Origin of the sequence: Cryptosporangium sp. NPDC051539 (assembly GCF_044454545.1) — a bacterium.
Lineage (GTDB): Bacteria > Actinomycetota > Actinomycetes > Mycobacteriales > Cryptosporangiaceae > Cryptosporangium.
Genome location: NZ_JBITDV010000010.1, coordinates 95,975 through 103,720, shown reverse-complemented (window position 1 = coordinate 103,720; position 7,746 = coordinate 95,975). Strand labels below are relative to the sequence as shown.

General features: G+C 71.4%; 7 protein-coding genes. 5 read left to right on the top strand and 2 right to left on the bottom strand.

Annotation, left to right across the window (positions count from 1 at the left end; genetic code table 11):
- The first annotated feature begins 112 nt into the window (after positions 1-112).
- The 4 genes from ACIBZJ_RS28960 to efeB all read left to right on the top strand — a co-directional run bounded on the left by ACIBZJ_RS28960 (position 113) and on the right by efeB (position 5,104).
- A complete protein-coding gene (locus ACIBZJ_RS28960; RefSeq protein WP_395935574.1) occupies positions 113-1,369 on the top strand; it encodes an adenosylhomocysteinase in 1,257 nt (418 codons plus the stop codon).
- 208 nt (positions 1,370-1,577) lie between these two features.
- A complete protein-coding gene (gene efeU / locus ACIBZJ_RS28955; RefSeq protein ID WP_395935070.1) occupies positions 1,578-2,438 on the top strand; it encodes an iron uptake transporter permease EfeU in 861 nt (286 codons plus the stop codon).
- Positions 2,439-2,500: 62 nt separating this feature from the next.
- The gene (efeO, locus tag ACIBZJ_RS28950) at positions 2,501-3,643 is read left to right on the top strand and encodes an iron uptake system protein EfeO (protein ID WP_395935068.1); all 1,143 of its coding nucleotides are present in this window, start codon (positions 2,501-2,503) and stop codon (positions 3,641-3,643) included.
- Positions 3,644-3,703: 60 nt separating this feature from the next.
- A complete protein-coding gene (efeB, locus tag ACIBZJ_RS28945; RefSeq protein ID WP_395935066.1) occupies positions 3,704-5,104 on the top strand; it encodes an iron uptake transporter deferrochelatase/peroxidase subunit in 1,401 nt (466 codons plus the stop codon).
- Here efeB and ACIBZJ_RS28940 read toward each other — a convergent pair.
- Together ACIBZJ_RS28940 and ACIBZJ_RS28935 are read right to left on the bottom strand one after the other, a co-directional pair.
- Entirely contained in the window at positions 5,074-5,913 is an 840-nt protein-coding gene (locus ACIBZJ_RS28940; RefSeq protein ID WP_395935064.1) for an RDD family protein, read from the bottom strand. The two genes, efeB and ACIBZJ_RS28940, sit on opposite strands and share 31 nt — an antisense overlap.
- Before the next feature lie 166 nt (positions 5,914-6,079).
- Positions 6,080-6,724 (bottom strand): pentapeptide repeat-containing protein, encoded by a 645-nt coding sequence (locus ACIBZJ_RS28935; protein ID WP_395935062.1) that lies wholly within the window; start codon positions 6,722-6,724, stop codon positions 6,080-6,082.
- A gap of 31 nt (positions 6,725-6,755) precedes the next feature.
- Between ACIBZJ_RS28935 and ACIBZJ_RS28930 the strand changes: the two genes are divergently transcribed.
- Positions 6,756-7,721, top strand: a complete 966-nt coding sequence (locus ACIBZJ_RS28930) for a phosphotransferase family protein (protein ID WP_395935060.1) — start codon at positions 6,756-6,758, stop codon at positions 7,719-7,721.
- Positions 7,722-7,746 lie beyond the last annotated feature (25 nt).

Here is a 7,746-nt window from a genome sequence, read left to right as displayed (position 1 = left end):
CCGACGAGGGCCTTCCGGCGCCGGCCGTGCCCCCCGCACCTCCGAGTCAGGTCTCGTCCGCGGCCGATTCCCGGCGGTCCGACGAGGCGGTTGCTCAGTGAGCGCACCGAGAATGCAGCACGACGTCGCCGACCTCGGGCTGGCCGCGCACGGCCACAACCGGATCGAGTGGGCCGACCGGTCGATGCCGGTGCTCCGGGCGATCCGTGACCGGTTCACCGCGCAGCGCCCGTTCGAGGGCGTCCGCATCGCCGCCTGCCTGAACATCACCGCCGAGACCGCGAACCTGGTCCGCACGCTGCAGGCCGGTGGGGCCGAGATCCGGCTCTGCGCGTCGAACCCGCTCTCCACCCAGGACGACACCGCGGCCGCGCTGGTGTCGGAGTTCGGCGTGAGCGTCTTCGCCCGGCACCGCTCCGACGTCGTCACCTACCGCGAGCACCTGGACGCCGTACTGGCCCGCCCGCCCGACCTGGTCCTCGACGACGCCTGCGACCTGGCGACCGCGCTGCACACCGACTACCAAGACCTGATCGCCGGCCTCCGGGGCGGTTGCGAAGAGACGACCAGCGGCGTCGTCCGGCTGCGGGCGATGGCGTCCGCGGGCGGATTGCGATACCCGGTCGTCGCGGTCACCGACACCCCGACGAAGAACCTCGTCGACAACCGGATCGGCACCGGGCAGTCCACGATCGACGCCCTGCTGCGCAGCACGAACACGCTGCTGGCCGGAGCGAAGGTGGTGGTCGCGGGGTTCGGCTACGGCGGCCAGGGCGTCGCCGCGCGGCTGACCGGGCTCGGCGCCCGGGTCATCGTCACCGAGGTCGACCCGGCCCGGGCCCTGGACGCCACGCTGTCCGGCTACGCGGTGATGACGATGGCCGAGGCGGCGCCGGTGGGTGACGTCTTCATCACGGTGACCGGTAACCGTGACGTCATCCGGGCCGAGCATTTCGCGTTGATGAAAGACGGCGCGGTGCTCGCGAACGCGGGTCACTTCGACCTGGAGATCGATGTGGCCTGGCTGGCGGCGAACGCGGTCGACCGGCACCTCGAGGTGCGTCCGCACGTGGACGAGTACGTGCAGGAAGACGGGCGGCGGCTGTTGCTGGTCGCCGAGGGGCGAGTGGCCAACCTGGCCGGTGCCGAAGGTCACCCCGCGGCGGTGATGGATGTCGCGTTCGGCATCCAGGCGCTGTCGGCCGAGTGGCTGCTGCACAACCAGCCGGGCTCGCTCCCGGCCGCCGTCCTCGAGGTGCCCCCGGGCATCGACCGCGAGATAGCCCGCCTCAAATTGGCTGCTCTCGACGTCAACCTGGACGTCCTCAACGAGACCCAGCTCGCTTACCTGACCAGCTGGTCCAGCTGACACTTCGGTTGCGTACGACACCAGTAGGGCGTACCCGGTTGACGAAGCCACCCAGCTAAGGCTTACCGTGCATTGGTAAGGCTTGCCTTGGTGGCCTCGGCGGCGTTCCGCGTTGCCGATTTCACCGCACAGTCGACGACCGCAGCCCCGGCCGTGCGATCCGGGGCGGGCTCAGACCTGGGCAAGCGTCGACGTGGAGGGGCAGCGGATGCTGGACTACTTCTTCCCGAACTTGCTGATCGGGCTCCGGGAAGGACTCGAGGCGGCGCTGGTCGTCAGCATCCTCGTCGCCTATCTGGTGAAGACCGACCGCCGGAACCGCCTTCCGCTGGTCTGGGCCGGCGTCGCGGCAGCCGTGGCGCTGTCGGTGTTGTTCGGTGCGCTGCTCACTTACGTCGTCACCGGCCTCGACACGTTCAAGCAGCAGGAACTGGCAGGCGGCTTCCTCTCGATCGTCGCGGTCGGCCTGGTGACCTGGATGATCTTCTGGATGCGCCGGACGGCCCGCTCGATGAAGACCGAGCTGACCCTGAAGCTCGAAGCCGCGCTGACGATGGGCGCGGGCGCCGTCGCGTTCATGGCTTTCCTCGCGGTCGCGCGCGAGGGCCTGGAGACCACGCTGTTCTTCTTCAGCGCCGCCCAGCAGGCCAACAGCGAGGCCGGGCCGCTGCTCGGCTTCGTGGTCGGCATCGCGATCGCGGTCGTGCTCGCGTTCGCGCTCTACCAGGGCGCGGTCCGGATCAACCTCGGCACGTTCTTCACCTGGACCGGTGCGCTGCTGGTCGTCGTCGCCGCGGGCATCTTCGCCTACGGATTCCACGACCTGCAGGAAGCCGAGGTCCTGCCCGGCCTGAACACGCTGGCGTTCGACGTCAGCGCGCAGATCCCGCCGGACTCCTGGTACGGGACCCTGCTCAAGGGCATCTTCAACTTCCAGCCGCAGACGACGGTCCTGCAGGCGATCGCCTGGGTCGCGTACGTCGTTCCGGTGCTGACGTTCTTCCTCTGGCCCAGCAGCAAGCAGCCCGAGGCGACGAAGCCGACGCCCGAGCCGGCGACCACCTCCTGACGCTCCCCGCAACCCCCACCCCGGCCGGCGATGGCCGAGTAAACGAGGAGACAACCCCCACCATGCGGATAACCAGACCAACCACCGTGCTCGCGCTGGCGCTGGCGGGCGTCACGCTGCTCGGCGCGGCCGGATGCGGCTCGTCCGACGACAGCAAGAGCGACGCGAAGGGCGGCCCGGTCTCGGTCGCGGCCACCGATACGTCCTGCAAGCTCGGCGACACCGAGCTGGACGCCGGCACGAGCACGTTCGAGATCAAGAACACCGGCTCCAAGGTGACCGAGTTCTACGTCTACGCCGAGGGCGACCGGATCATGGGCGAGGTCGAGAACATCGGCCCCGGTCTGACCCGCAAGCTGATCGTCGAGCTGCCGGCCGGCTCGTACCAGGGCGCCTGCAAGCCCGGCATGAAGGGCGACGGACTGCGCACCGCCCTCAAGGTCACCGGCGCGGCCGAGTCGCTCGGCACCGACCAGCAGCTGGCCGAGGCGACCGACAGCTACCAGCGGTACGTCAAGAGCCAGACCGCCGCGCTGATCGCCAAGACGACCGAGTTCGTCACTGCGGTCAAGGCCAACGACGTCGCCAAGGCCAAGGCACTGTTCCCGGTCGCGCGGACGTACTGGGAGCGGATCGAGCCGGTCGCCGAGAGCTTCGGAGACCTCGACCCGCGCACGGACGCCCGCGAGAACGACGTCGAGCCGGGCACCGAGTGGACCGGTTTCCACCGGATCGAGAAGGATCTCTGGACCACCGGGGACGTGTCGAAGGACGGCGCGCTGGCCGACCAGCTGCTGAAGGACGTCCAGGAAGTCGTGACGAAGTCCAACTCGGTCAAGCTGTCGCCGCTGGAGCTGGCGAACGGCGCGAAGGGCCTGCTGGACGAGGTCGCGACCGGCAAGATCACCGGCGAGGAAGACCGGTACTCGCACACCGACCTCTGGGACTTCCAGGCCAACGTGGAGGGCTCGAAGGCGGCGATCGCCGCGCTGCGCCCCACTCTCGAAGACCGGAACCCCGCGCTGGTCAAGGAGCTCGACACCCGGTTCGCCGCGGTGCAGAAGCTGCTCGACGCGCAGACGACCGACGACGGGTTCAAGCTCTACACCGAGCTGAGCCAGGCCGAGATCAAGCAGTTCGCGACCGCGGTCGACGCGCTCAGTGAGCCGCTGAGCCAGGTCGCGGCCGTCGTCGCCCAGAAGTAAGGATGTGACGGTGCCCCGGGCCGACGGTCCGGGGCACCGTTCCGACGGAACGGAGGCGGTATGGACCCGTCCAGGGACGACCGCGGCGCGGCCGCTCAGGTCGACGAGTCAGCGGCCTCACCGGCCGCGGCCCCACCCACGGTGGCCCCACCCTCAGCCCCACCCTCGGCACCGCCGGACGCGGGCGGCACCCGGCGCGGGTTCTCCCGGCGGCGGTTGCTCGGCGCGGGCGCGGTGGGTCTGGCCGGGCTCGGAGCCGCGGCGGCCGGTGGGTACGTCGTGTCCGACGCCCGGTCCGGGGCCCGGTCCGGCGGCAGCGACACGGCGGCGTCGATCCCGTTCCGGGGCACGCACCAGGCCGGCATCGTCACCCCGGCCCAAGACCGGCTGCACTTCGTCAGCTTCGACGTCACCACCGAGAGCCGGACGGACCTGATCGATCTGCTCCGCGAGTGGACGAAGGCCGCGGAGCGGATGACGGCGGGCGAAGCCGCCGGTGAGCTCGGCGCGGTGAACGGACCGATCGAGGCGCCTCCGCAAGACACCGGTGAAGCCCTCGGCCTGCCGGCTTCGCAGCTGACGCTGACGATCGGCTTCGGTCCGTCGCTGTTCGACAAGCGTTTCGGCCTGGCGGCCAAGCGTCCCCCCGCGCTGGTGGACCTTCCGGCTTTTCCGGCCGACGCGCTGGATCCGGCGCGGTCCGGCGGTGACATCGCGATCCAGGCGTGCGCCAACGACCCGCAGGTCGCGGTGCACGCGGTGCGCAACCTGGCCCGGATCGGCTTCGGCGCGGTGGCCGTGCGGTGGTCGCAGCTCGGTTTCGGCCGGACGTCCTCGACGTCGCGGGACCAGGCCACCCCGCGCAACCTGTTCGGTTTCAAGGACGGCACCGCGAACCTGAAGGCCGAGGACGCGAAGCTGCTCGAGCAGCAGCTGTGGGCGGGTGCCGGAGACGGCGCGGCGTGGATGGCGAACGGGTCGTACCTGGTCTCGCGGCGGATCCGGATGCACATCGAGACGTGGGACCGCACCTCGCTCGACGAGCAGCAGGCGATCTTCGGCCGGTTCAAGGGCACCGGTGCGCCGAAGACCAGCAACGACGCCGACGACCGCGAGTTCGACGAGTTCGAGTTCGACACCGTGACCGGGGAATCCGAGCCGGTGATCGCCGACAACGCGCACACCCGGCTGGCGCACCCGGACTTCAACCACGGCGCGCGCCTGCTGCGGCGCGGCTACAACTTCGTCGACGGGTCGGACGGCCTGGGCCGGCTGGACGCGGGCCTGTTCTTCCTGGCCTACCAGCGGGACCCGCGGAAGCAGTTCATCCCGATCCAGCAGAACCTGGCCCGGATCGACGCGATGAACGAGTACGTCAAACACGTCGGGAGCGCGGTCTTCGCGTGCCCGCCGGGTGTGAGCCCGACCGGCTACTGGGGTGACAAGCTGTTCGAAGCCTGAGCCCCGGGCAGCACCGGAGCGCCGAGCGCGACGATCGCCCGGCGGGCGGCGAGGCGGTCGGCCTCGCGCCGACGTCGTTCGGCGACGATCGCCTTCAGGTACGCCGGCGGCGGCGTACCCGGCGGGGGCGGCGGCGTCGTGCTGCGGAACACCTCGGCCGAGAGCCGGCGCTCGAGCGACGTCCGGGCCGCGGCCCGCATGCCCGGCGCCCGGGTGATGAACTGCCGGAGCGTCATCGCCATCGCGTCGTCGATGCCGGTCAGATCGAGGTCACGGGCCCAGAAGGCCAGTTCGGGCGGCATGACGATCGGCCGCCTGCTCAGGTCGGGCAGACGCTCGACCAGCACGATCGTTCCGGCGGCCAGATCGCCCAGGCGCTTGCCGCGGGCCGAGAACAGCATGCACGTCGACCCGAAGATCCAGGTCAGCGGCGGGAGCAGCAGCCCGGGCCATTCGATCGCGACGCCGATCAGCCCCCGGGTGACCGCGTGCCGGAACCGGATCGGCCCGCCGTCGTCGCGCACCACCCGCAGGCCGAGCGCGAACTTGCCGGGGCTGCGGCCGCGGCTGAACGTCTCGAACGCGATCGGGCAGAACACGAACACGAACACGAGCATCAGGACCGAGAGCGTGCCCACCACGGCGCCGTTGGCCCGGGCCGCGATCGCGCCGAGCAGCATGCTCAGCGCGAACAGCAGCACGACCTGGATGGCGGCGTCGATCGCGATCGCGGCGGCGCGAGTGGCCAGCCGCGCCACCGGGAGCTCGACCTCGACGGCCTCCCCGATTACCAGCCCACCCTGAGTCACGGGGTCAGCCTAGCCGTGGGCTGCCAGCCCGCAGCTAGCCCGCAGCCGGCCCGCAGCTAGCCCGCAGCCGGCCCGCAGCTAGCCCGCAGCCGGCCCGCAGCTAGCCCGCAGCCGGCCCGCAGCTAGCCCGCAGCCGGCCCGCAGCTAGCCCGCAGCCGGCCTGCAACTAGCCCAGGGTGAATCCCAGCTCCACGGCGAGGAGATCGGCGATGGACAGCGCCTGATCAGCCGTGATGATCGCGCCCCGGAGAGTGGTCAGCCCGCGCGCGCCCATCATCCGGGACGTGCGCAGGTCGCATTTGCGGGCGGCGTCCGCGCTGAACTCGGCGCCGTTCAGGTCGCAGCCGTCGAACACGACCCCGGACAGGTCCCCGCGCAGCGTCGTCCCGGAGAACGTGCAGTCGCGGAACACGACCGAACCCTTGCCCCGGCGCAGGTACAGCCCGCCGGCGTCCCAGCGGCACCCGCTGATCAGCACGTCCTCGACGAACGTCGCGATCAGCCGGAAGCCCACCAGCCGGGAATCGCTGATCTCGACCCGCCGTGCCGACGCACCCTCCCAGCGCGCCCCCGCGAGGTCCGACCGCTCGATCCGGACGTCGGACAGGTCGATCGGATCGAACTTCGTGCCGGTGAAGTCGGCGCCGTCGGCGTACACGGTCGCGATCTCGCCGCGCCCGGCCGCACCGACGTACGAGCCGGTCACGCGGTTGCGGTAGAGGTCGATCTCGTCGTCGAGCATGCTGTCGGCGGGTTCGAGATCGTCGGGCTCGATCTGGGGAGCGCGGGGGACGGTACCGGTGGGAGGCACAGCCGAACCGTATTACAGCCACAATGGCGCGGTGACCGCCACCGGCCCCGGCAGCCGCAGTCGTCCCCGGCCGACCTGGGCCGAGCTCCCCGCCGACGTCCGGAACGGCATCGAAGCGGCGCTCGGCGCGCGGGTGGTCAGTGCCCGGAGCGCGCCGCTCGGCCTCACGCCCGGGCTCGCGTCCCGGGTCGAACTCGACGACGGCCGGCGCGCGTTCCTCAAGGCCGCCGGAGCACATCGCGGTGCCGGGGCGGTGGAGAAGCTCCGCCACGAGGCCCGCGTGCTCGGCGTGCTGCCCGGCGGCGTCCCCGCGCCGCGCCTGCTCGGCTTCTACGACGACGGGCGGTGGGCCGCCCTGGCCTGCACGGACGTCGACGGTCGCGTACCCCGGCTGCCGTGGGAGCACGCGGAGCTCGACCGGGTGCTCACCGCGCTCGCCGAGTGCGCCGCCGCCGCGACGCCCAGCCCACTGACCGAACCCCGGTTCGTGACCGACTGGGCCGCGGACCTCACCGGCTGGCGCTCGCTGGACCCGGACGGTGTCGCCGAGGCGCTGCCCGCCGGCCTGGCTCGCTGGGCGATCGAACATCTGGACGACCTCGCCCGCCTCGAAGCCGGCTGGTCGGTGGCCGCCGACGGCGACACGCTCCTGCACGGCGACCTCCGGGCCGACAACATCCTGCTCACCGCCGACCGGGTGTACTTGGTCGACTGGCCCTCGTCCAGCGTCGGCGCGCCCTGGCTCGACCTGCTCTTCTTCCTCCCGACGGTCACCGGCGCCGACCTCGACGAGATCGTCCGCCACCATCCGCTGACCAGGGACGTCGCCCCCGCGACGATCACCGCGACGGTGGCCGCGATCGCCGGGTTCCTGGTGACGGTGGGGCTCGAACCACCCCCTTGGTACGCCCCTGAGGTGCGTCGGTTCCAGCTCGCCGAGGCGGTGACCGCGGTGCGTTGGTTGCGAACGCGTTGCGCTGGGCCCGAGATGCTCTGATCTACCCGTTGCGCCCCGATATCGA